Source organism: Aquitalea pelogenes (assembly GCF_001515305.1).
GTDB lineage: Bacteria > Pseudomonadota > Gammaproteobacteria > Burkholderiales > Chromobacteriaceae > Aquitalea > Aquitalea pelogenes.
This window is the reverse complement of sequence record NZ_LNQV01000037.1, coordinates 1-20,828: the sequence shown is the minus strand read 5'-3', so window position 1 is coordinate 20,828 and position 20,828 is coordinate 1. Positions and strand designations below refer to the sequence as shown.

Below are 20,828 nucleotides of genomic sequence, written 5' to 3'. Positions count from 1 at the left end.
CACTACGCCGGCAGGTCAATCCGGGCACGGACACGGGCCCAGTCAAAGAAGGGGCCAGGATCCGTCTTGCGCCCCGGAGCAATGTCCTCATGCCCGGTCATTGCCCGTAACGGCAGGTGTAGTCGCAGTTCCTCGATCAGCGCCAGCAACATCTGGTACTGCGCATCGGCAAAGGGTTCGAAATCGCAGCCTTCCATCTCGACACCGATGGAAAAATCATTACAGCGCTCGCGGCCCTGCCAGCTGGAGACCCCGGCGTGCCAGGCCCGGGACTGCACCGGGACAAACTGCACCAGCTGGCCACTGCGCCGGATAAAGAAATGGGCCGATACCCGCAGCTGGTGAATACTGGCGAAAAACGGGTCTTCGTCCGGATTCAGGCTGTTGGTGAACAACTGCTCCACGGCCTGACTGCCATAACGGTATGGCGGCAGGCTGATGTTATGAATGACCAACAGCTCCGGCTGGCCATGCTCGCGGGCATCACAATTGGGCGAGGGAATCTGCCTGGCTTCACGCACCCAGCCGCTGGGTTCAAGATGTAGCACCGGTTGCAAGCGGTTGGCACAGTACAACATGCGCCACAGCACCAGGCCATCCGGCACTGTCCAGCGTTGTTGCAGGACGAAACCGGCCTTGTGGTACAGGGCAATGGCAGCCTGATTGACTTCAGCCGTATCCACACTGACTTCGTCAGCACCGGCCAGCAGATGATTGAGCAGGCGATAACCCCAGCCGCAGGCAAAGCAGGCCGGGTCCACCACGGTTCGCTCGATATGCCAGCCGCCTTGCTGACGCTTGCTTGCCACCAGCACGCCGCGCAAGGTTTCGCCCTCGAATGCACCGATCACCCGGTCGGTGCAGGCCATGACCTGGTCGATATCCCGCCACAGCACGGGCAAGGCCGGATAATCCAGCCACTGCGCCTCCACCTGATGCGCCTGCAGCTGGATGCGCAATACCTCCGCGGCCAAGGCCGGGTCACTCAGCGTTACATCCTTGACGACAAAGGGAATATCCATTTCCACCTTTCGAATTGCCAATGGCGGCGTGGCCTGCATGAATGTTTCCGTCAGCGGCAGGCCAGGCGCACAATATGGCATTGTGCCAGCCTGAACGCCGGTAGCCCATTCTGTGTGATGCATTTGAGCAGAATCATGGTTTTTTGCATTGCAGCACGGCACACTCGAACCATTCTCCCAGCTTGAGGCCACCCACCATGCTTACCCTGAATGATATTGGCAACACCAGCAGCGCCAGTTTCGAACAACCGCTGGACATGCTACTGGCCTGTCATGACAAGATCCGCCGCTTTTGCGATCAACTGGACCAACTGCCCGGCTATATCACCGAACATGGCGTCAATGAGGCGGTGAAGAACACCATCGACGGTGTGATCCGTTACTTTGACGTCGCCGGCCCTGCCCACCACATCGACGAGGAAGAGGAGCTGTTCCCCATCCTGCTGGAACGCGTCCCCACGGCCGCCCCGCGCATCGAGCAACTGGAAGCCGAACACGGCTATCTACACTCGTGCTGGAATGCCATCCGCGACGATTTGCGCGCCCTGCGCAATGGCGAACTGGACAGCATCAGCGAAAACGCGGTAGCCGAATTCGTACGGCAATATCGGGAACATGCAGCTTCCGAAGAGGCCTGGCTGATTCCCACTGCCGCCGCCACGCTGAACGCAGACGAGCTGCGCAATGCAGGCTTGCGCATGGCCCAGCGCCGCCAGCAAGCCTGCTGAACAACCGCCGGTGTCGTAAAACAGAAAAGGATGCCACCGGGCATCCTTTTTTGCTTTCAACACATCAGCTTCAGGCAGTCAGCTTCAGCAAGGCAGCAAAGGCATCTTCAAACAGCTTGAGCCCGTCCTGTTGCAGCTTGTCACCCACGGCCACCAGGTCGATATCGGCCTCAGCCACGTCCAGCAGGGTGATCTGGGCCTGTTGTGCATCCTGCGGCAGCGTCAGCGCAGCAACGCCGTGGTCGCGGAAGGCGGCCAGGGTGGCATCCGGCACGGTGTTGACCGTTTCGTCGCCAATCAGGCTTTCCACGTACAACACGTCGGAATAAGCCGCATTCTTGGTACCGGTGGAAGCCCACAGCAGGAATTGCGGCCAGGCACCCGCAGCCTTCAGCGCGGCAAACTCGCTGCCGTGGAAACGCTGCTGATAGCGGGCATAAGCCACCTTGGACAGCGCAATGGCCGCCTTGCCTTGCAAGGCGGCGGGCAGTTGCGGGTCCAGCAGGCTGTCCACCCGCGACAGGAAGAAGCTGGCCACCGCCTTGATGCCGCTCACCGGCTTGCCCGCAGCCAGGCGTGCACTCAGGCCGTCGATATAGGCATCCCACACGGCTTCCACTTGCGGCAGGCTGAACAGCAGGGTGATGTTGACGTTGATGCCCTCGGCGGTCAGCGTCTGGAAAGCGCGAATGCCCGCTGCGGTGGCCGGAATCTTGATCATGGCATTGGGCCGGTCGATGGCGGCCCACAGGCGGCGTGCCGCGTCCAGCGTGCCCGCTTCGTCATGCGACAGGGCCGGAGACACTTCCAGGCTGACATAGCCGTCGTTGCCGGCACTGCTGCGGTATTGGTCCTGCAGCAGATCGCAAGCGGCCTGGATGTCAGGCACCACCAGTGCTTCATAGCGTTGTTCGGCATCCAGTCCCGGCTCGGCCTTCAAGCGGGTCAGGTCAGCCTGGTAGCTGGCATCGGTACTGATGGCCTTGTAGAAAATGGCCGGATTGGAAGTCACACCGGCAATGCCGTCTTCTTGCAGCAGACGGGCCAGTTCTCCCGAAGCCAGCAGCTCGCGGGACAGATTGTCCAGCCAGATGCGCTGGCCGAACGGGCGGATGGATTGCAGACGATTCATGTTGTGGTCCGGGGTCGGGAAAGTTGGCGCATAAAGAAGAACATCCTAGCGCGACTGTGCAGGCAGGCCAAGCCCATATTGCAGCGATATGCTGTCAATTTGCCGGGAAATCAGAAACTAAAACGTCATCAACAAACGGTTTAAGCATGGAGACGAAAGCCTGGTGGGCCGGATGGACCAGATAGGCATCACGGGCGGCGGCATCGACAAACTGCACCAGCCAGCCATGGGTGAAGCCGTGTTGCAAACCTTCCGGGCTGACATCCGGGCCACCTCCCAGTGTCAGGATGCCGGGAATCTGCCGGGCCAGACCGGCAAACTGCTGGCTGATGCGGGCAATGTCCTCCGCCGTGGCGGCAGGCAGAAAGCGGATCAACACGACATGGTGCAGCATGGTCACTCCCGGATTCCATTCAGCCGCTGATTATGCTGCCTTCACCAGGCACTGACCATGCGTGCAAGTACGCAGCCTGCCGGTCAGGCCTGGTTTTCCGGCTGTGCCTCCGGCTCGGCCGAGCGCTCGCGCTGGAAAATCACACTGAAGGTACTGCCCTTGTCCGGCTCGCTGCGGATATCCAGCCGGGCGTTATGCCGTGCCACCACATGCTTGACGATGGCCAGCCCCAGCCCGGTGCCGCCATTGCCGCGCGAGCGGCCACGGTCGACCCGGTAAAAGCGTTCGGTCAGCCGCGGAATGTGCTCACGCGGGATGCCGATACCGCTGTCCTTGACCGAGAAACACAGCCGCTCACCTTCTGCCTTCCACGACAGCACGATATCGCCGCCTTCAGGCGTGTAACGCACGGCATTGGATACCAGATTGCCAAAGGCGGAATGCAGCTCCTGCGCGCTACCCCACAGCCATTGATTGCAGCCCTTTTCCAGCCTGACATGATGGCGGCCCTGCGACAGGCCTTCGGCCTCCACCATCAGGGTATCCAGCATGTCCTGCATGTTCACTTTTTCCGCCATCACCGCCTTGGGGCTGTTTTCCAGCCGGGACAGGGTCAGCAGGTCTTCCACCAGGCTCTGCATGCGCCGTGACTGCTCCATCATCATGGGCAGGAAGTGGCTGAGGGTGGCCTGGTCGACCTCTTCCATATCGGACAGGGTTTCCAGAAAGCCACCGACCACAGTCAGCGGAGTGCGCAATTCGTGCGACACATTGGCGACAAAATCGCGATGCACGGTCTGTACCCGCTCCAGCGAGGTGATGTCGCGGCTGAGCAGCAGTTTGCGGGTAGAGTCAAACGGCACCAGTTGCACCGAAATCACCAGTTCACGCGGCTGGGTCAGCTGCAAGACCAGAGGCTGGCTGAAACTGGCATTTTTCATGTAGGCATGAAAACTGGGCTGGCGGATGAGGTTGAGAATCTGGTTGCCCACATCGTGCTTGCGATCCAGGTTCAGGTGCTCCATCGCCATCGGATTGATCCACTCGATGCGATCATTCTCGTCCAGCACCACTACGCCATCCGGCATGGCTTCACCGGCATTGATGAAGCGTTCCAGCACATTGGTGAGCTTGCGCTTGCTTTGCATCTGGCTGCGCATGGTGCGATACAGCGTCATGAACACGGTATGCCAGGCACCAAAGCCATCGGGTACCCGCTCGGCGGTGGGTTGCTCCAGCCAGCGCAGCAACAAGGCGATGTGGTACAGATGAAAACCCAGCCAGGCCAGCAGGGCGACACCGGCAGCGATCAGGCCTTCGATCGGGCCGGAGAATGCCCAGAAGGCAAGGCCGATGAAGAGGATGACAATCAGCCAGACCAGGGTACGCTGCAAGAATTCGCGCAAGTCAGCCTCACTGCTGGGTGGAGAAACGGTAGCCGGTGCCGCGCACGGTCTGGATCAGGGCATCATGGCCCGTGCTTTCCAGCGAACTGCGCAAGCGGCGAATGTGCACGTCTACCGTGCGTTCTTCAACAAATACATGATCGCCCCACACCTGGTCCAGCAGTTGCGAACGGGAATGCACGCGTTCCGGGTGGGTCATGAAAAAGTGCAGCAGGCGGAATTCGGTCGGACCCAGGTCGATGGTGTCACCATTACCGCTGACGCGATGGGTGATCGGGTCCAGGCGCAGGCCTTGCACCTCGACCGCATCGTCGGTCATCTGCGGAGCGCGGCGGCGCAGCACGGCCTTGATGCGGCCAGCAATTCGCGGGGCGAGAACGGCTTGGTGATGTAGTCGTCAGCGCCGGATTCCAGCCCGGTAATCTTGTCCTGCTCATCGGAACGGGCGGTGAGCATGATGATGGGGATATGCTTGGTGCGCTCATCCGAACGCAGGCGTTTGGCAATATCCACCCCGGACGCACCCGGCAGCATCCAGTCCAGCAGCACCAGATCCGGCAGTGCATTGCGCACCAGGGTCAACGCAGCCTCGGCCGTGCTGGCACGCAAGACGTGATGTCCAGCCTGGTTGAGGTTAAACGCAATCAGTTCCTGAATTGCAGGCTCGTCTTCGACAAGCAGAATATTGGCAGCCATGTATCGGTCCAGTCCCGGTTTGATGATGGCAAGGATAAAAAGCAGCGATTACAGAAATATGACATTTCTTAAATAGTTGCCAAAACTTCTGCAAATCCTGTCATCCAGTGCACAACCACCCTATCTTGCCACGTAGCGCATGCCGTACCGACAAAAAAAACGGGCCTGCCGCATGGCAGACCCGGAATGGCCTTCGTCAAAAATTTGTTTGTCTGACTTGAGACCAGGGACAAAGAGATCACCAGGACAGTTTCAAACAGGTACAGGGACATGTACCCATCAGCAACGAATCCAGACAAGAACCATCACGGCGGGACAGTGCCGCAACAGCTCCGATAAGGCAGGCATTGTACGGAGCAAGAAGCCATTTCTTAATGTGGAAATATTGGAAATTTCCTGATTTAACCTTGTAAAATGGCTTTTTTGCAGCAAAAAACCTTGGAATCCAAACTTGGATAAATTCGACAAAAAAATCCTGAGCAGCCTGCACGAAAATGCCCGCATCAGCTTTGCCGAACTGGCCCGCCGGGTGAATCTGTCCTCCCCCGCCATTGCCGACCGGGTGGATAAACTGGAGCGGCAGGGCGTGATTACCGGCTACCGGGCGCAGATCGACCCGGCCAAGGTCGGCTTACCCATCCTGTGCATGATTGAACTGACAGTGAAGCATCTGGAGTATTACGTGGTGATTGATCGCATCCGCAGCATGCCCCAGGTACTGGAGTGTGCATCCATCACCGGCACCAGCGGCCTGATGATGAAAGTGGCGGTCGATACCATGCCCAGCCTGCAAACCCTGATTGCCCAGTTGATGCAGTTTGGCGACACCAAAACCTCCATCATCATCGACATGCCGGTTCCGCCACGCATGCCACAGCTACTGGCGGACGACTGAACAAGGCAGGTAGCGGACGCAGCCATGACGCGGTGGGGGCAAGCCTGTCATCAGGATGGCGGAGATGACTCTCGCGAGCGCAGATGCCCGGCCATGGGCAAAAAATGGCCGAAGAATCAATGATTCTTCGGCCAAGCTCTTGGGAGAGACCATATAGAAGCACATCTACGAACGAAACACCCAGGCTGCCACCTTCTGACCAATGACAACCGGGTTTACTGCACCGGCTTCTCCCCGGCAGTTCTGACGCTGCCCGGGAGAACGGATTGGCTAAATCGCTTTTGCCAGATTACTTGGCAGCAGCCCAGGCCAGCGAGGTATCCAGCATGCGGTTGGCAAAGCCCCACTCGTTGTCGTACCAGGACAGTACCTTGACTTCACGACCGGCAATCACGCGGGTCAGCGTGGAGTCAAACACGCTGGAAGCCGGGTGGTGCAGGAAGTCTCGCGATACCAGCGGCAGAGTGTTGACGGCCAGTACACCGGCCAGCTTGCCCTTGGCAGCAGTGGAGATCAGTTCATTCACTTCGGCCACCGTAGTGTCACGGCTGGCGGTGAAGGTGAGGTCAACCAGCGATACATTGCTGACCGGTACACGAACGGCAAAGCCGTCCAGCTTGCCTTGCAGCTTGGGCAGAACCAGGCCCACCGCTGCAGCGGCACCGGTCTTGGTGGGAATCATGGAGACAGCTGCGGAGCGGGCGCGACGCAGGTCGGAGTGGTCGGTATCCAGCAGCACCTGGTCGTTGGTGTAGGCATGGATGGTGGTCATCAGGCCACGTTCGATACCGATGGTATCGATCAGCGGCTCAACCAGCGGGGCCAGGCAGTTGGTGGTGCAAGAGGCATTGGACACCACGGTCATGGCGCTGGTCAGCACGTCATCATTCACGCCGAATACCACGGTGGCGTCGGCATCGTTGGCCGGAGCGGAAATCAGCACACGCTTGGCACCGGCTTCCAGGTGCAGCGCAGCCTTTTCACGTTTGGTGAAGATGCCGGTACATTCCAGTACCACATCCACGCCCAGTTCTTTCCACGGCAGTTCTGCCGGGTTGCGGATGGAGAGCAGCTTGATCGGCTTGCCGTTCACCACCAGGGCATCGCCTTCCAGCGCAATGGTGCCACCAAAGGGGCCATGCACGCTGTCAAAGCGGGTGAGGTGTTCGTGCAGTTCCGGCTTGCCCAGGTCATTGATGGCCACGATTTCGATATCGCGGTCAGCAAAACGCTCCTGCCAGGCGCGGACCACCATGCGGCCGATACGACCGTAACCATTAATGGCAACTTTCAACGTCATGATGCATCCTCCTAATTTGATAATGGTGCAGGGTCATCTCGTGCCCTGCGCCATTCAATTTCTGCTCCTTTTGCGCTGTAAGCAAGTGACTACAAAAGTAGTGTGCGGGTTACCAACAAAGCGGTGAAATCCTTGCCAGTCAAGGCTCACCGCCATGTAGTGCAATGCAGGTTTTACACCTGAAGGAAACTGGCAAAGTGAGCAGGGTCTTCCGCCAGCAGCACATGCAGCAAGCTGGAGGAGAAGGTGGTAACACCCCGCGCACCCAGGGCTTGCAACGCGGCGATATCCACCAGCGCGCTGTCAGTCACCTCGATACGCAGGCGGCCACCAGCCACCGCTTGTACACGCTTCACATTAGCCTGCCCGCCCAGTGCTTGCAGCCAGTCTTCACGCTGCATGCTGGTGCTGGCTGCCTGATGTGCGCCTGAAACACGACCAGCCACTACCGCCGGAGCTGCCGGGCTGCTGTCAGCCTGTTGCAGGGCGGTGCGGATTTCATCAGAAATCAGATCTGCTTCCGGCCCCAGTACCACTTGCACACTGCCGGCCGCCGGTTTGATCAGGCCGCGTGATCCCAATGCCTTGAGTGCGGCTTCGTCCACCTTGTCATTTTCGGCCACTTGCAAGCGCAAGCGCGTGGTGCAGGCATCCACCGACTTCAGATTGGCCGCCCCGCCCAGGGCCAGGATGAAACCATGGGCGCGGGAGGAGCCCTCCACAGCCACCACGGCAAGCTGTGCAACCGCTTCGCGGCCCATGGTTTGCAAGTTGAACTTGCGGATGAAGAAACTGAACAGGCCGTAATAGATGACGAAGTACAGCAGGCCCACCGGCAGCAACAGCAGTGGCTTTTGGGCAATACCGAAGTTAAGCAGGTAATCGAACAGGCCGGCGGAGAAGCCAAAGCCCAGGTGCACGCCCAGTGCATACATCAGGGCCATGGCAATACCGGTGAGTACTGCATGGATGGCATACAGCATGGGCGCCAGGAACATGAAGGCAAACTCGACCGGCTCGGTCACGCCGGTCAGGAAGGCAGTCAGTGCCATGGAAAACAGCACCCCACCCACGGCGGCCTTGTTCTCCGGCCTGGCCGCCCGGTACATCGCCAGGCAAGCCGCCGGCAGGCCGAACATCATCACCGGGAAAAAGCCGCTCATGAACATGCCGGCGGTTTTGTCCCCGGCAAAGAAACGGGTCAGGTCGCCATGCACCAGCTTGCCTGCTGCATCGGTGTAATCGCCCACCTGGAACCACACCATGGTATTGAGAATGTGATGCAGCCCGGTGACGATGAGCAGGCGGTTGAGCACGCCATAAATGAACAGCCCGATTTCGCCGACGCCAATCAGCCATTTGCCGACGGCATCAATGCCGTTTTGCACCGGCGGCCAAGCGAGGCCCAGCACCACACCCAGCAGCAGCATGGCAAAACCGGTGGCAATCGGCACAAAGCGACGTCCGCCAAAGAAGGCCAGATAGGTGGGGAGCTTGATGTCCTTGTAACGGTTGTACAGCACCCCGGCAATCAGGCCGGACAATATCCCGGCCAGCACACCCATATTGATGGCAAACGGTTTGCCCTCTGCATCCAGATGCACCAGCGGCTTGAACACCGCATAGGCCAGCAGGGTATCCGGCATCACCTTCAATACCGCCGTCAGCACCATATAGCCGATGGCACCGGCGAGGCCCGCCGCGCCATTGTTGTCGCGGGCAAAGCCCACCGCCACGCCAATGGCGAAAATCAGCGCCAGATTGCCGAAGATGGCATCTCCGGCCTGCGCCATCACCTTGATGTTGAGCAGGTCCGGCTGCCCCAGCCGCAACAGCAAACCGGCGACCGGCAATACCGCAATCGGCAGCATCAGGGCCCGGCCCAGCTGCTGAATGCCTGCAAATCTGTTTTGTGTACTCACCTCAATGCCTCCTTTGGATGTGGAATGGTCAGTTGCCATTCGTCTTGTCTGCGCTGCAGTCGCCAACACGGCTGGCCGCGCAGGATAGGGTGTGGTCGTGACCATGCCTGGCTTTTGGGGCGCATGGGGCCCATCGGACAAGCGGAAAAACCAGGCTGGTGGCCGTTATCGGCCAATGACGATGTGCAGACATGGGGGGCGGCACCATGAATGCCGGGCCTGCACGGGGATGACGGGACAACATCGGACACCTCCTGTCATGTCAGGAGTGGCCGATGGGGTGGCGGGACTCCTGCAGCTCAGTCCATGCCGGTGCCGCCGGGCCGCCTGACGGCCCGGATGGCACCTTGCACGGCGACAAGCCGTAACGGTTTGGCAATGGGCCACCTGGTGGTGGCCGGGTTCAGGGCAGTGCTCAATGCGTACGGGTGACCTTGGACAAATGACGCGGGGTGTCAGGATTGAGCCCACGTGCTTCGGACAGTTGCGCCGCCATCAGGTAGAAGCTCTGGATAGCCAGCAAGGGGTCCAGCGCCTCATCATCGGCCACGCTCAGCGTCAGGTCGCGAGTGGCTACCGTGTCTGGTGCGGCAAGCAATACTCGTGCGCCACGACCGCGCATTTCCGCGGCCAGATCGATCAGGCCTTGCTGTTCCGGGCCACGTGGCGCAAACACCAGCAGCGGATAACCTTCGTCGATCAGGGCCATCGGACCATGCTTGATTTCTGCACCGGAGAAAGCCTCAGCCTGGATGGCACAGGTTTCCTTGAACTTGAGCGCCGCTTCCAGCGCCACGGCAAAACCCAGTCCGCGTCCCACCACCATGATGCGTTCGGCACCGACCAGAACAGGAAGGGCTGCACTCCAGTCCTGACGGCATGCTTGTTGTAACTGTGCGGGTAGCTGGTCCAGTGCCTGCAGCAGCGTGGCATCGCCCTGCCAGTGCGCTACCAGACGGGCTACGGCGGAAAGCGAAGCGATATAGCTCTTGGTGGCGGCCACGCTCTTTTCTTCACCGGCACACAGCGGCAACGACCATTCGCAAGCTGCCGCCAGCGGCGATTCATGCTTGTTGACCAGGGCGACGGTGCGCGCACCGGCAGCGGCCAGGCGGCTCATGGTGTCGATCAGGTCCGGACTCTGGCCGGACTGGGACAGGGCAACTGCCAGCTGACCCTTTACCGCCAGCGGGGCGTGGTGCAGGGTGACCAGCGACATGGGCAAGGACACCACCGGCACGCCCAGGCGCTGCATGGCCAGGTAAGCAAAATAACTGGCAGCATGGTCCGAGCTGCCACGCGCCACCGTCAGTGCCAGCGTGGGCGGGGTGGTGGCCAGCTCGCGGCCCAGCACCGCCAGGCCTTCGTCCGCATACATGTGTTGGGCGGCCACGGCATCCGCAGCGGACAGTGCTTCTTCATACATCAGAGACGACAAGGTGTTCCCCTTCCAGATAGACATCCAGCAAATTCAGCTCGGCATCCAGCACCAGCACATCGGCCCATGCCCCGGTTTGCAAACGGCCACGGTCGGCATGGCCCAGATAATCGGCCGGGTACAGCGACAGCCGGTGCGAGGCCTCGGCCAGCGGCAGGCCGATGGACACCAGATTGCGCAAGGCCTGATCCATGGTCAGCGTGCTGCCGGCCAGCGTGCCGTCGGCCAGCCGCACCCCGCCCAGGCATTTGTGCACGGTATGTGAGCCCAGCTTGTATTCACCATCCGGCATGCCGGCTGCGGCAGTGGAGTCGGTCACGCAGTACAGCCGCGGAATGGCGCGCAAGGCAGTGCGGATGGCACCGGGATGCACATGCAGCAAGTCAGGAATCAGCTCGGCGTATTCCGCATGGGCCAGCGCCGCACCCACCATGCCCGGCTCGCGGTGATGCAGGCCGGTCATGGCATTGAACAAATGGGTAAAGCCGGTGGCACCTTGCTGCAAGGCCTGTACGCCATCCTCATAACTGCCCAGGGTGTGGCCGATTTGCACCCGGATGCCGGCGTCGCTCAAAGCACGGATGATGTCCATGTGGCCGGGAATTTCCGGTGCCAGTGTCAGCAGCGCAATCGGGGCCAATTGAGCCAGTTTTTCGATTTGCGACAGCACGGCCTGACAGGCATCGTCCGGCTGTGCGCCCAGCTTGCCGGGATTGATATACGGGCCTTCCAGATGCACGCCCAGCAGGCGGGCACTGCCGCTGGCGCGCTGGCGGCAAGACGGCCCCAGTGCTGCCAGTACGTTTTCTATCTCGTCCATGGGGGCGGTCATGGTGGTGGCCAGCATGGCGGTGGTGCCGTGGCGGGCATGCAGCCGTGCCACCGATTCGGCCGCCTGGCCACCCTCCATGATGTCCACCCCGCCTCCGCCATGTACATGCAGGTCGATGAAGCCGGGCAGGATGTAACGTGCCGCCGTGCCACTACCCGGCAGGCTGCCGTCCACAGCGGCAATGCGGCCATCCGGCCCGGTTTCCAGCCTGCCATCCCGCCAGCCATCGGCAGTCAGGATGCGGCCCTGCAGTACATGTCGTGTCGTCATCGTCTCAGTTCAGCTACAAAGTCGTAATAATCATTACGGCAATAGGTATCGGTCAGTTCTATCGCCTGGTTATCGGCATTGAAGCCGATGCGGGTGATCAGCAACATCGCCTCGCCCTGCCGGATGCCGGCCAGCGCTGCAATCTCGGCCGAGGCATTCACTGCGCGGATATGCTGCAAGGCGCGCACCACGGCATGACCGGCACTGTCCAGGTAGGCATACAGCGAGTTGCCCACTTTATTTGGCTCGGGCAAAACGGCTACTGGCAATGTGGTCATCTCTATCGCCATCACTACCCCGTCTGCCAGGCGCTGGCGCTTGAGCCGCGCCACCTGCGAGGTAGGGGACAAGCCCAGCTTGATCACCTCGTCATTGCTGGGCGGATGAATGCCGCGCTCCAGCCATACCGAGGAAGGTTCGAAGCCGCGCTGGCGCAATTGCTCGGTAAAACCCACCAGCCGTGACAAGGGCTGTTCCAGTCTTGGTGTGATGAAAGTGCCGGAACCATGCCGGCGCCGGATCAGCCCCTGCTCCAGCAACACATCCATCGCCTTGCGTGCCGTCACCCGCGATATACCCAGCTCCTCGGAAAAGGTGCGTTCGGATGGCAGGGCTTCGTCTGCCTGCCACCAGCCGGCATTGATGGCTTCGGCCAGTTTGCGGGCAAGCTGCAAATACAGCGGCGTGGTGGACTCGCCTTCCGGCTTGAGTGCACTCCATCGGTTTTCCATAAGCGGTCTGCAACTGGTCTGGTTGGTAACACGGCGAATATCGCATTCCTTGCCCTGCAAGACCACACCCGTCATGGCTGCAAAATTAATACCACTTAAATACCACGTCAATACCAATTTCACGATAACCCTGCCAAATGACAGGAAGTGACGCGGCCGGAATACAGGAAATACAGAAAGCCAGGCAGCGCTGAGGGCCAGGATAAGACTGATGAGGAAATAAAGAGACCGACAAAGTGGTATTGAAGTGGATGTTTTTTGCAACTAAAACGTGGATAGCATCGTGAATGTGTCATGACTGACCAGACAGACAGTCTCAGGCAGCCATATGCAGTACTGTGGCGTAGCAAGGGCTGCAGGCCAATTGCCGTAACGTCGCCAGAAAACCACAGTGGAACTGGCGCAATGCAACAGGGGCCGCGAAGGGCCCCTGTCTGGATGAGGACAAAGTCGCGGCGACGACTTTATTTGCGCCAGCTGATCAGGACCACGCCGGAGAGGATGATCACCATGGCCAGCACTTCCTGCTGACCGACATGTTCACCCAGCAACAGCATGCCCAGCAGGACGGCGATGATGGGATTGACATAGGCATAGCTGGTGGCAGCGGCCGGTGATACGGTTTTCAGCAGATGCAGATAGGCACTGTAGGCCACCATGGAACCGAATACCGACAGGTAGGCAATGGCGGCCCAACCTTGCCATGACGGCATCGCTGTCAGCTGTTCGCCGGTGGCGGCACTGCCCAGCAACAAGGCCAGGCCACCGAAAATCATCATCCAGGCACTGCCCATCGGCCCCTTGGGCTGAACAATCACCCGGCTCCAGGCCGAACCCAGTGCCCAACCGGCTGAGGCAAACAGCAGCCAGAACGCCCCCATCGGGCTGGCGCGCAGATTGGAACCCAGGTTCAGCACCAGCATGCCCAGCATGCCCAGCGCGATACCTGCCCACTCGCGACCACGTGCACGCAAGCCAAAACAGAAACGGCCAAACAGCACGGTGAACAGGGGTACGGTGGCCACCACCAGCGCTGCCACCCCGGATGACACCTGTTTTTCCGCCAGCGTGACAAAACCATTGCCGATGGCTGGCATCAACACACCCAGAATGGCTGCGCCACGCAATTCCTGCCGGCTGGGCAAACGATGGCCGCGCAGCAGCAGGAAGGCCAGCATCACGCTGCCGGCAAACAGAAACCGCAGACCGGCCATCATGAAAGGCGGCCAGGATTCGATACCGATGCGTATGAAGAAATAGGTCGAGCCCCAGATCACGTACAGGGCAAAGAAGGCTGACAAGGTCAGCAAGGACAGCGCGGCGGGACGGGCAGACATGGCGGACTCGGGGTGGGTGGTCGTCCACCATGCCTTCGGCCTGCAAAAAACTCAAGCACCGGCAGGGAAAGCTCTGTTCTTGAGCCAGAACAATCCCCTGCCTCCTGCGGGAATCAGCGGGTGGCCAGCCGTTGCAGGATGTTGGAAAACTCTTCCATATAGGTATCGAAGCGGGTAGCCAGACGGTCCACATCGGTGGCAAAGCGGTTATAGGCCACCACCGCAGGAATGGCGGCAAACAGGCCAATGGCGGTGGCCACCAGTGCTTCGGCAATACCCGGTGCCACGGTGGACAAGGTGGCCTGCCCCACATTACCCAGCCCGATGAAGGCATGCATGATGCCCCACACCGTGCCGAACAGGCCGATATAGGGACTGACCGAACCTACTGTTGCCAGGAAAGAAGTATGGCTGTCCAGCTCATCCAGTTCGCGCTGGGCGGCAGCGCGCATGGCACGGCGCGAACCATCCATGATGTCCGACAGCTCGGCACCCGTACGGCCACGCAGCTTGAGGAATTCGGCAAAACCGGACTGGAAGATGCGCTCCATGCCCACGCTGTCGTTGCGGCGGTTGGCGTCTTCATACAAGCGGTTCAGGTCGGCCCCGCTCCAGAAATTGCGTTCGAACTCGTCGCTGTGGCGACGCGCGGCACGCAATACGGAAATCTTGTTGAAAATCAGCGCCCACGACAGCACCGACACCAAGGCCAGGCCTGCCATGACCAGCTGCACCACCAGGCTGGCATTCATCACCAGGCTGAATATGGAAATCTGCTGCACGATGTTTCCTTGTCTGAATTAAAACGGCCTAGCGCAATACACGGCCGCTGGTGAAATCAATGATGGTGGATGGCTTCCTGCGTTTGCCTATCCGCCCCGGCAGGGTCAGTACCGCGCTGCCAAATGCCATGCGACAAGCCCGTGCAGTCTTTAACGCACGTTGCCCGGCGCGGTTGGCAGAAGTCGACACCAGCGCACTGCCCACAGCCCGGCACAGGGCGGCTGCCTCGCCATGGGCGGTAATGCGCACGGCGATCTTGTCATGTCGGCCACGCAGGGCCGGTGCCACCTTGCGCGAGGCTGGCAGCAAAAAGGTATAGGGACCGGGCCAGTAACGGCCAAGTTCCGCCCACTGTGCGGCGGAAAGCGGCTTTACCAGATGACGGATCTGGGCGACGTCGGCGGCTATCACGATCAGGCCCTTGTGATTCGGCCTTGCCTTGATGGCCAGTACCCGCCGGATTGCCCTGACATCCTGCGGCAGGCATCCCAGCCCGAAACAGGATTCGGTGGAATAGGCAATCACCCCGCCCGCCCGTAAACGCGCGCGCGCTGCGTCAGCAGGCCTGCCTTGGGCAGACGGTATAGCGAGGACAAGCAGGAAGACAGCATGCAGATCAGCAAGGAGTTGAAGCGAAGCTGCCATTGTAGCGGCAGCGCGGCACCGGATGAAACCGCGATCTGCAGTCCGTTCACTCTTTCTGGTTAATATATTTGGCGTAGAGGTGTGCCAGCGTGCCGTCGCGCTGCATGCTGCGTAGCTGATCATTCAATTGCTGTATCAGGGCGTCCGGCATGCCGGGATTGCACGCCAGATAAAGCATGGGGGTGTTGAATGTGAGGATGGGATGAAGCTGGGTGACTTTCTCTCTGGCCAGCAAGGCTGCACCAGGATATTTCCCGGTGGCCCAGAAGTCGATGCGCCCCGCCAGCAGCTTCTTGATATTGAGCTGGTCGGTGCTGGCCAGATCAACATCGAATCCGCGATCAATCAGGAACTGGGCAGTGGCGTCACCGCTATACCCGCCTATCTTGAAACGTCTGGCTTCTTCCAGTGACTTGATGGCATGACGGCTATCATTTCTGCCATAGAGTACCCAGGGATTATCAACCAATGGTCCAACCCATTTGAACTGCTGCTCGCGTGCTGCGGTACGCGCGGTGGAATAAAGGCAGGTATTGCTTTCCAGTATGGTCAGGTTGAGTGCACGAACCCATGGCAGCATTTCGATGCCATAGTTGATACCGGCACGGCGAAACGCTTCTTGCAAGACATCGGTGGACATACCGCTGATGCGGCCCCCACTGCCCATCATGTTGAAGGGCGGATAATCCTCGGTGAGGATGCGCAGCGGCGGGGCTGCTGTGGCAGCAAGGCTGCCGGTCAAGAATAGGCTGGCAAGGAGCAGACGGATGGACATGGCAGCGACTCCCGGATGTCAGCGACATTTGCAGTCTAGTCAAGCCTGCGGGGGCCTGCCATAAAGGTCGGTTTTTTGCTGTGTTGCCGCTGCCGGCGGCAAGGCCCGCCAGGCACAACAACGCGAGACCTGGACCGGGCTGCGGAACTGGCGCAGCCAGTAGCTCACCCGGTAGCCGCAACGGCGGGCATGGCGCAACAGCGCCTGAGCACTGGACAGCAGCGATGAGGGCTTGGGAAGCGATGCAGACATGGAGGACACCTGCTATACGATGGCTGACAAGCAGAATGTAGTGCTCCGTCAGTCAAAATCGCATAGAAATGGCCATGCAGGGCATCAAAAACAGATAAAGAAAAACGGCACCGCCAGGGTGCCGTTGTCTGCCATGCTGCCAATCCGGCTTACTTGGGGCGATTGATCGCCTTGCTGCCGATATCGCGGCGCAGCTGGCTGCCATCAAAATGGATGGCATCCGCCACCGCATAGGCTTTTTGCTGCGCCATCTTCACGCTGTCGCCCAGTCCTACCGCGCACAGCACGCGGCCGCCATTGCTGACTACCTGCTTGCTGTCGTTGAACGCCGTACCGGCATGGAACACCATGCTGTCTTCGGTTTCCGCCGGCAGGCCGGTAATGACGTCGCCCTTGCGCGGGGAATCCGGGTAGCCGGCGGCAGCCAGCACCACGCCCAGCGCCACGCGGCGGTCCCATTCGGCTTCCACCTGATCCAGCTTGCCGTTGACACCGGCTTCCAGCAGCACGGTGAAGTCCGACTTCAGACGGGCCATGATGGGCTGGGTTTCCGGGTCGCCAAAGCGGCAGTTGAATTCGATGGTGAACGGGTTGCCGTCATGGTCGATCATCAAACCGGCATACAGGAAGCCGGTGTAGCTGTGGCCGTCCTTTTTCATGCCTTGCACGGTGGGCAGGATGATTTCGCGCATCACGCGGTTATGCACCTGCGGGGTAACCACCGGTGCCGGGCTGTAGGCGCCCATGCCGCCGGTATTGGGGCCCAGGTCGTTGTCCAGCAGGCGCTTGTGGTCCTGGCTGGTGGCCATCGGCAATACGTGGTCGCCATCCACCATCACGATGAAGCTGGCCTCTTCGCCTTGCAGGAAATCTTCGATCACCACGCGCGCACCGGCGCTGCCCATCTTGTTGCCCACCAGCATGTCGTCGATGGCGGCATGGGCTTCGTCCAGCGTCAGTGCCACCACCACGCCCTTGCCCGCAGCCAGGCCATCGGCCTTGATCACGATGGGCGCACCCTTGCCAGCCACATAGGCATGGGCTTCAGCCGCATCGGTAAAGGTCTGGTAACCGGCGGTGGGAATGCCATGGCGTTGCATGAAGGCCTTGGCAAAATCCTTGGAGCTTTCCAGCTGGGCACAGTACTGGGTGGGACCGAAGATCTTCAGCCCGGCAGCACGGAAGGCATCCACCACACCGGCAGCCAGCGGGGCTTCCGGGCCGACCACGGTCAGCTGGATGTCTTCACGACGGGCAAAGTCGACCAGCGCCTCGTTGCCGCTCAGCTCGACATTGGTGAGATTGGGGTCCAGCGCGGTACCGGCATTGCCCGGTGCCACAAATACCTTGGAGACGCGATTGGACTTGGCAATACGCCACGCCAGTGCGTGTTCGCGGCCACCGGAACCGATTACCAACACTTTCATCTTGCGAGATCCTTCATCGTTAGCGGCAGCATGCGGCTGCCGTCATAGAGCAGCAGGCCCTGTCGGGCTGCGCTCAGAATTGTACATTCAGATTGGCAGGGAACGGATAAATCCCGCTGCCTGCATCGGGAAGCAACTGCGCGTGCTGGCTGATTTTCTTGCCGTCGATCAGCCCTTGCCATTGCACATCCAGCGGATAAAAGCGCGCATCAGGGCCTGTCACGGGCCGCCACTCCCAGCGGGCTTGCACATCGGTCACCGCCGGGCAGCCATCACCGCCGGCATCACCGCACACGCCCTTGTTGTCGGCCTGTTCGGTCAGATGCCCCATGCTGCGGATATCCGTGGCGGTGGCGTGGAAAAACTCCACCGTACTGGCGGTATAGCCTTGCTGCAGGTAGCTACTGTGCAAGGTCCAGCCCCATTCATGCGGGCCCAGCTGAACCACGCGTGCGCTGGCTGCCATGCCGTTGGTGCCCATTTCCAGCTGTTTTTCCGTTTGCAGCACGTACTGGCCGTTCTGCAATACAAACAGCAGCAGGCGGCTGATGCCGGAGGCGGCAAAGCTGTCCATGCCCTCGCCGGCCGAATCTGCGGTATCCGCCACAAAGGTGGTCAGCAACAACTGACGGCCCTGGCCGTCCCGGGCCAGTTGCAGGGGCCCGAAGGTACCGACAAACGGGCCTGCGCTGTTGCTGGCCTTGGCGTCCAGCTTCCACTGGCCGGGTTTGGCAGCGGTCTGCATGTTCTGCGTGCTGCGATACACCGCCACGGCCTGCTCGGCCAGCCGCTTGAGGTCGGGAGTCTGGGCAAGCGGGGCCGGAGCCGGCGTCGGGGCCGGCTGTTCCAGCCAGTACACCGTGGCAGCCACGCCGAATAGCAGCACAATCAGCAGCATGATCCTGGTGGTCTTGTTCACGGTTTCTCCGGCGGGCAGCAAGGCAAGGTACTGCGCACCTCCCCGATGCAGCCTGCACGGGGAGGCAGTCCGCGCTTAGTGACGGAAGTGACGCACGCCGGTCAGTACCATGGCAATGCCGTGCTCGTCGGCGGCGGCAAACACTTCTTCGTCGCGCATGGAGCCACCCGGCTGGATGATGGCCTTGATGCCCTGCTCGGCAATCACGTCGATACCGTCGCGGAAGGGGAAGAAGGCGTCACTGGAAGCCACGGCACCTTGCAGGCTCAGGCCGGCATCCTGCGCCTTGCGGGCGGCGATGCGGGTGGAGTCCACACGGCTCATCTGGCCGGCACCGATACCGGCGGTCTGACCGTTGCTGCAGAACACGATGGCATTGGATTTGACGAACTTGGCCACGCGCCAGGCGAACAGCAGATCGGACATTTCCTGCGGGGTGGGTTGACGCTTGGTCACCACGCGCAGTTCGTCCAGTGCCACATTGCGGATGTCCGGGGTCTGTACCAGCACGCCGCCGCCCACGCGCTTCAGTTCGAAGCGGTTGGCACCGGTTTCCAGCGGGATTTCCAGTACGCGCACATTCTTCTTGGCGGCGATGATGGCCTTGGCTTCTTCGGTGAAGGACGGGGCAATCAGCACTTCCAGGAACTGGCCGGTCACGGCTTCCACGGTTTCGGCATCCACCGGGCGGTTGAAGGCGATGATGCCGCCAAAGGCGCTGGTAGTGTCGGTGGCAAAGGCCAGCTTGTAGGCGCTCAGGGTGTCACCGGCCACGGCCACGCCGCAGGGGTTGGCATGCTTGACGATGACGCAGGCGGTCTGGTCGAAGGTCTTGACCGCTTCCCAGGCGGCGTCGGCATCAGCGATGTTGTTGTAGGACAGTTCCTTGCCCTGCAGCTGACGATAGGCGGCGATGGTGCCGGCTGCCGGGTCCAGGTCGCGGTAGAAGGCGGCGGACTGATGCGGGTTTTCGCCGTAGCGCATGTCCTGCACCTTGACGAACTGGGCGTTCAGACGGTTCGGGAAAGCCACGCGTTCCGGCTTGCCGCTCACCACGCCATCGGCCAGGCTGGTCAGGTAGTTGGAGATGGCACCGTCGTAAGCGGCGGTGTGGGTGAAGGCCTTCTTGGCCAGTTCGAAGCGGGTGGTCTTGGCCAGCTTGCCGTCATTGGCCTTCAGTTCGGCAGTCAGTGCAGCGTAGTCGGCAGCGTCGGTGACGATGGCAACGTGGGCCCAGTTCTTGGCGGCGGAGCGCACCATGGTGGGGCCGCCGATGTCGATGTTTTCGATGGCGTCTTCCAGCACACAGTCCGGGTTGGCGATGGTGGCTTCAAACGGGTAGAGGTTCACACACACCAGATCGATGTTGCCGATATCGTATTCGGCCATCTTGGCTACGTGTTCCGGCAGGTCGCGACGGCCCAGAATGCCACCGTGCACCTTGGGATGCAGGGTCTTCACGCGGCCATCCAGCATTTCCGGGAAGCCGGTGTAATCGGACACTTCGGTCACCGGCACGCCGTTGTCAGCCAGCAATTTGGCGGTACCGCCGGTCGACAGGATATGCACGCCCAGTGCGGCCAGTTCCTGTGCGAATTCCAGAACACCGGTCTTGTCGGATACGCTGATCAGCGCGCGTTCGATTTTGGTCATGTTTCTCTACCACCTTGGCTAATGAATGAAAAAGCTGTTTTTACTGTGGCCTGATGCCCGCACCAGGCCGTATGCGGCTTGCCCTGCCTTGCTGGCAGGCACAAAAAAACCGGCCATCCTGTGTGGGGCATGGCCGGTTTATCTTCATATCAAATCATACGACTTCATTTTTTTACGCAGGGTGTTGCGATTGAGCCCAAGCAGCTCTGCCGCCCGGGTCTGGTTGCCCTGCGTGTGGGTGAGCACCACCTCGATCAGGGGTTTTTCCACA

At 60.5% G+C, this 20,828-nt stretch carries 21 protein-coding genes and 2 pseudogenes; 2 read left to right on the top strand and 21 right to left on the bottom strand.

Annotated elements, in window-relative coordinates:
- Nucleotides 1-2: 2 nt before the first annotated feature.
- Nucleotides 3-578: a 1,6-anhydro-N-acetylmuramyl-L-alanine amidase AmpD gene (gene ampD / locus AWT75_RS23070; RefSeq protein ID WP_239689623.1), complete on the bottom strand. Its 576-nt coding sequence runs from the start codon at nucleotides 576-578 to the stop codon at nucleotides 3-5.
- A 9-nt stretch (nucleotides 579-587) separates the two neighbouring features.
- Nucleotides 588-1,022: pseudogene (locus AWT75_RS23550) on the bottom strand (GNAT family N-acetyltransferase); the annotation flags it as partial.
- 197 nt (nucleotides 1,023-1,219) lie between these two features.
- Between AWT75_RS23550 and AWT75_RS15040 the strand changes: the two are divergent.
- Nucleotides 1,220-1,750: a hemerythrin domain-containing protein gene (locus AWT75_RS15040; RefSeq protein ID WP_062790049.1), complete on the top strand. Its 531-nt coding sequence runs from the start codon at nucleotides 1,220-1,222 to the stop codon at nucleotides 1,748-1,750.
- Nucleotides 1,751-1,820: 70 nt separating this feature from the next.
- Here AWT75_RS15040 and tal read toward each other — a convergent pair whose 3' ends face one another.
- From tal to phoB, 4 genes and pseudogenes are all read right to left on the bottom strand, one after another.
- Nucleotides 1,821-2,882 (bottom strand): transaldolase, encoded by a 1,062-nt coding sequence (gene tal, locus AWT75_RS15035; RefSeq protein ID WP_045845790.1) that lies wholly within the window; start codon nucleotides 2,880-2,882, stop codon nucleotides 1,821-1,823.
- A 94-nt stretch (nucleotides 2,883-2,976) separates the two neighbouring features.
- Nucleotides 2,977-3,276 carry a Dabb family protein gene (locus tag AWT75_RS15030; protein WP_062790093.1) on the bottom strand — a complete coding sequence of 100 codons (300 nt, stop codon included), beginning with the start codon at nucleotides 3,274-3,276 and terminating at the stop codon, nucleotides 2,977-2,979.
- Nucleotides 3,277-3,359: 83 nt separating this feature from the next.
- Complete coding sequence (gene phoR / locus AWT75_RS15025) at nucleotides 3,360-4,682, bottom strand: phosphate regulon sensor histidine kinase PhoR (RefSeq protein WP_045845791.1); 1,323 nt, start codon at nucleotides 4,680-4,682, stop codon at nucleotides 3,360-3,362.
- A 7-nt stretch (nucleotides 4,683-4,689) separates the two neighbouring features.
- A pseudogene (phoB, locus tag AWT75_RS15020) lies at nucleotides 4,690-5,378 on the bottom strand (phosphate regulon transcriptional regulator PhoB).
- A 451-nt stretch (nucleotides 5,379-5,829) separates the two neighbouring features.
- Between phoB and AWT75_RS15015 the strand changes: the two are divergent.
- On the top strand, nucleotides 5,830-6,273 hold the full coding sequence (locus AWT75_RS15015; protein WP_062790046.1) for an Lrp/AsnC family transcriptional regulator: 444 nt from the start codon (nucleotides 5,830-5,832) through the stop codon (nucleotides 6,271-6,273).
- A gap of 289 nt (nucleotides 6,274-6,562) precedes the next feature.
- Here the strand turns inward: AWT75_RS15015 and gap are convergent, their stop codons facing one another.
- The 15 genes from gap to AWT75_RS14945 all read right to left on the bottom strand — a co-directional run.
- On the bottom strand, nucleotides 6,563-7,573 hold the full coding sequence (gene gap, locus AWT75_RS15010; RefSeq protein WP_062790043.1) for a type I glyceraldehyde-3-phosphate dehydrogenase: 1,011 nt from the start codon (nucleotides 7,571-7,573) through the stop codon (nucleotides 6,563-6,565).
- 173 nt (nucleotides 7,574-7,746) lie between these two features.
- On the bottom strand, nucleotides 7,747-9,495 hold the full coding sequence (nagE, locus tag AWT75_RS15005; RefSeq protein ID WP_062790040.1) for an N-acetylglucosamine-specific PTS transporter subunit IIBC: 1,749 nt from the start codon (nucleotides 9,493-9,495) through the stop codon (nucleotides 7,747-7,749).
- 415 nt (nucleotides 9,496-9,910) lie between these two features.
- A complete protein-coding gene (locus tag AWT75_RS15000) occupies nucleotides 9,911-10,933 on the bottom strand; it encodes an SIS domain-containing protein (protein WP_239689622.1) in 1,023 nt (340 codons plus the stop codon).
- Nucleotides 10,914-12,035, bottom strand: a complete 1,122-nt coding sequence (nagA, locus tag AWT75_RS14995) for an N-acetylglucosamine-6-phosphate deacetylase (protein ID WP_062790032.1) — start codon at nucleotides 12,033-12,035, stop codon at nucleotides 10,914-10,916. The genes AWT75_RS15000 and nagA overlap by 20 nt, the downstream gene beginning before the upstream one ends.
- Nucleotides 12,032-12,766 (bottom strand): GntR family transcriptional regulator, encoded by a 735-nt coding sequence (locus AWT75_RS14990; protein WP_062790029.1) that lies wholly within the window; start codon nucleotides 12,764-12,766, stop codon nucleotides 12,032-12,034. The genes nagA and AWT75_RS14990 overlap by 4 nt, the downstream gene beginning before the upstream one ends.
- 464 nt (nucleotides 12,767-13,230) lie before the next feature.
- On the bottom strand, nucleotides 13,231-14,103 hold the full coding sequence (gene yedA, locus AWT75_RS14985; RefSeq protein WP_045845799.1) for a drug/metabolite exporter YedA: 873 nt from the start codon (nucleotides 14,101-14,103) through the stop codon (nucleotides 13,231-13,233).
- A 113-nt stretch (nucleotides 14,104-14,216) separates the two neighbouring features.
- Nucleotides 14,217-14,885, bottom strand: coding sequence for a protein TolQ (tolQ, locus tag AWT75_RS14980; RefSeq protein ID WP_082696133.1), 669 nt, complete (start codon nucleotides 14,883-14,885; stop codon nucleotides 14,217-14,219).
- 28 nt (nucleotides 14,886-14,913) lie between these two features.
- Nucleotides 14,914-15,411 (bottom strand): L-threonylcarbamoyladenylate synthase, encoded by a 498-nt coding sequence (locus AWT75_RS14975; RefSeq protein ID WP_239689621.1) that lies wholly within the window; start codon nucleotides 15,409-15,411, stop codon nucleotides 14,914-14,916.
- A complete protein-coding gene (locus AWT75_RS23060; RefSeq protein WP_239689620.1) occupies nucleotides 15,408-15,581 on the bottom strand; it encodes a hypothetical protein in 174 nt (57 codons plus the stop codon). Before AWT75_RS23060 ends, AWT75_RS14975 begins: the two co-directional genes overlap by 4 nt.
- Nucleotides 15,578-16,306 (bottom strand): substrate-binding periplasmic protein, encoded by a 729-nt coding sequence (locus AWT75_RS14970; RefSeq protein ID WP_062790026.1) that lies wholly within the window; start codon nucleotides 16,304-16,306, stop codon nucleotides 15,578-15,580. Before AWT75_RS14970 ends, AWT75_RS23060 begins: the two co-directional genes overlap by 4 nt.
- A 39-nt stretch (nucleotides 16,307-16,345) precedes the next feature.
- Nucleotides 16,346-16,558, bottom strand: a complete 213-nt coding sequence (locus tag AWT75_RS14965; RefSeq protein WP_062790023.1) for a hypothetical protein — start codon at nucleotides 16,556-16,558, stop codon at nucleotides 16,346-16,348.
- 149 nt (nucleotides 16,559-16,707) lie between these two features.
- Nucleotides 16,708-17,985: a phosphoribosylamine--glycine ligase gene (purD, locus tag AWT75_RS14960; protein ID WP_062790020.1), complete on the bottom strand. Its 1,278-nt coding sequence runs from the start codon at nucleotides 17,983-17,985 to the stop codon at nucleotides 16,708-16,710.
- A gap of 73 nt (nucleotides 17,986-18,058) precedes the next feature.
- A complete protein-coding gene (locus tag AWT75_RS14955) occupies nucleotides 18,059-18,904 on the bottom strand; it encodes a hypothetical protein (RefSeq protein WP_153013345.1) in 846 nt (281 codons plus the stop codon).
- A 75-nt stretch (nucleotides 18,905-18,979) separates the two neighbouring features.
- Nucleotides 18,980-20,557 carry a bifunctional phosphoribosylaminoimidazolecarboxamide formyltransferase/IMP cyclohydrolase gene (gene purH, locus AWT75_RS14950; RefSeq protein ID WP_062790014.1) on the bottom strand — a complete coding sequence of 526 codons (1,578 nt, stop codon included), beginning with the start codon at nucleotides 20,555-20,557 and terminating at the stop codon, nucleotides 18,980-18,982.
- Nucleotides 20,558-20,701: 144 nt separating this feature from the next.
- Nucleotides 20,702-20,828: helix-turn-helix domain-containing protein (locus AWT75_RS14945; RefSeq protein ID WP_338021307.1), on the bottom strand; the 127-nt coding region annotated here is incomplete at its 5' end.

Excerpts from the sequence above, each read along its gene's own strand:
- gap (WP_062790043.1), bottom strand. The coding sequence starts at position 7,573 with ATGACGTTGAAAGTTGCCATTAATGGTTACGGTCGTATCGGCCGCATG.
- AWT75_RS14965 (WP_062790023.1), bottom strand. The coding sequence starts at position 16,558 with ATGTCTGCATCGCTTCCCAAGCCCTCATCGCTGCTGTCCAGTGCTCAG.
- tal (WP_045845790.1), bottom strand. The coding sequence starts at position 2,882 with ATGAATCGTCTGCAATCCATCCGCCCGTTCGGCCAGCGCATCTGGCTG.
- AWT75_RS15030 (WP_062790093.1), bottom strand. The coding sequence starts at position 3,276 with ATGCTGCACCATGTCGTGTTGATCCGCTTTCTGCCTGCCGCCACGGCG.
- AWT75_RS14970 (WP_062790026.1), bottom strand. The coding sequence starts at position 16,306 with ATGTCCATCCGTCTGCTCCTTGCCAGCCTATTCTTGACCGGCAGCCTT.
- AWT75_RS14990 (WP_062790029.1), bottom strand. The coding sequence starts at position 12,766 with ATGGAAAACCGATGGAGTGCACTCAAGCCGGAAGGCGAGTCCACCACG.
- AWT75_RS15040 (WP_062790049.1), top strand. The coding sequence starts at position 1,220 with ATGCTTACCCTGAATGATATTGGCAACACCAGCAGCGCCAGTTTCGAA.
- nagA (WP_062790032.1), bottom strand. The coding sequence starts at position 12,035 with ATGACGACACGACATGTACTGCAGGGCCGCATCCTGACTGCCGATGGC.
- purH (WP_062790014.1), bottom strand. The coding sequence starts at position 20,557 with ATGACCAAAATCGAACGCGCGCTGATCAGCGTATCCGACAAGACCGGT.
- purD (WP_062790020.1), bottom strand. The coding sequence starts at position 17,985 with ATGAAAGTGTTGGTAATCGGTTCCGGTGGCCGCGAACACGCACTGGCG.
- ampD (WP_239689623.1), bottom strand. The coding sequence starts at position 578 with ATGTTGTACTGTGCCAACCGCTTGCAACCGGTGCTACATCTTGAACCC.
- yedA (WP_045845799.1), bottom strand. The coding sequence starts at position 14,103 with ATGTCTGCCCGTCCCGCCGCGCTGTCCTTGCTGACCTTGTCAGCCTTC.